1 protein-coding gene is annotated in these 617 nt (G+C 60.6%); it reads right to left on the reverse strand.

Annotated elements, in window-relative coordinates; genetic code table 11:
- Positions 1-617 (reverse strand): electron transfer flavoprotein-ubiquinone oxidoreductase (locus tag PQR42_RS45610; RefSeq protein ID WP_408496121.1); only part of this gene is annotated, 617 nt, incomplete at both ends.

Raw genomic sequence — 617 nt, forward strand, 5'->3', positions numbered from 1 at the left:
TGCGCGTTGATCACGAGGCGTTCGCTGCCGTCGTCGTTCTTGACGAACTCGTATACGGCTGCCGGGCAGTAGCGCGATTCCGGACCGGCATAGGTCTGCCAGTTCACATTCACCGGTACCGACGGATCTTTCAGCGTCAGGTGAGCCGGCTGGTTTTCCTCGTGATTCGTGTTCGAGATGAACACTGAGGAAAGACGGTCGAACGTGAGCTTGCCATCCGGCTTCGGATACGTGATCGGCTTGGACTGCGACGCGGGCTTCAGCATTTCGTGATCCGAATGCTGGTGATGCAGCGTCCACGGCACATTGCCGCCCAGCAGCTTCTGCTCGATGCCAACCATCAGCGTGCCGAGGTACAGGCCCTTGCTCATCCACTGCTTGAAGTTGCGCGCACGATGTAGTTCGGTATGCAGCCACGAGGTTTTAAAGCTCTCCGGATAGGCGGTGAGCTCGTCGCTGGTGCGACCTGCCTGCACGGCTTCAAAAGCGGCTTCAGCAGCCAGCATGCCGGTCTTGATCGCCGCATGCGAGCCCTTGATCCGCGATGCGTTCAGGAAGCCCGCATCGTCGCCGACCAGCGCGCCGCCCGGGAACACCAGCTTCGGCAGCGACATCAG

This window comes from Paraburkholderia sediminicola (assembly GCF_046027355.1).
GTDB lineage: Bacteria > Pseudomonadota > Gammaproteobacteria > Burkholderiales > Burkholderiaceae > Paraburkholderia > Paraburkholderia sediminicola_B.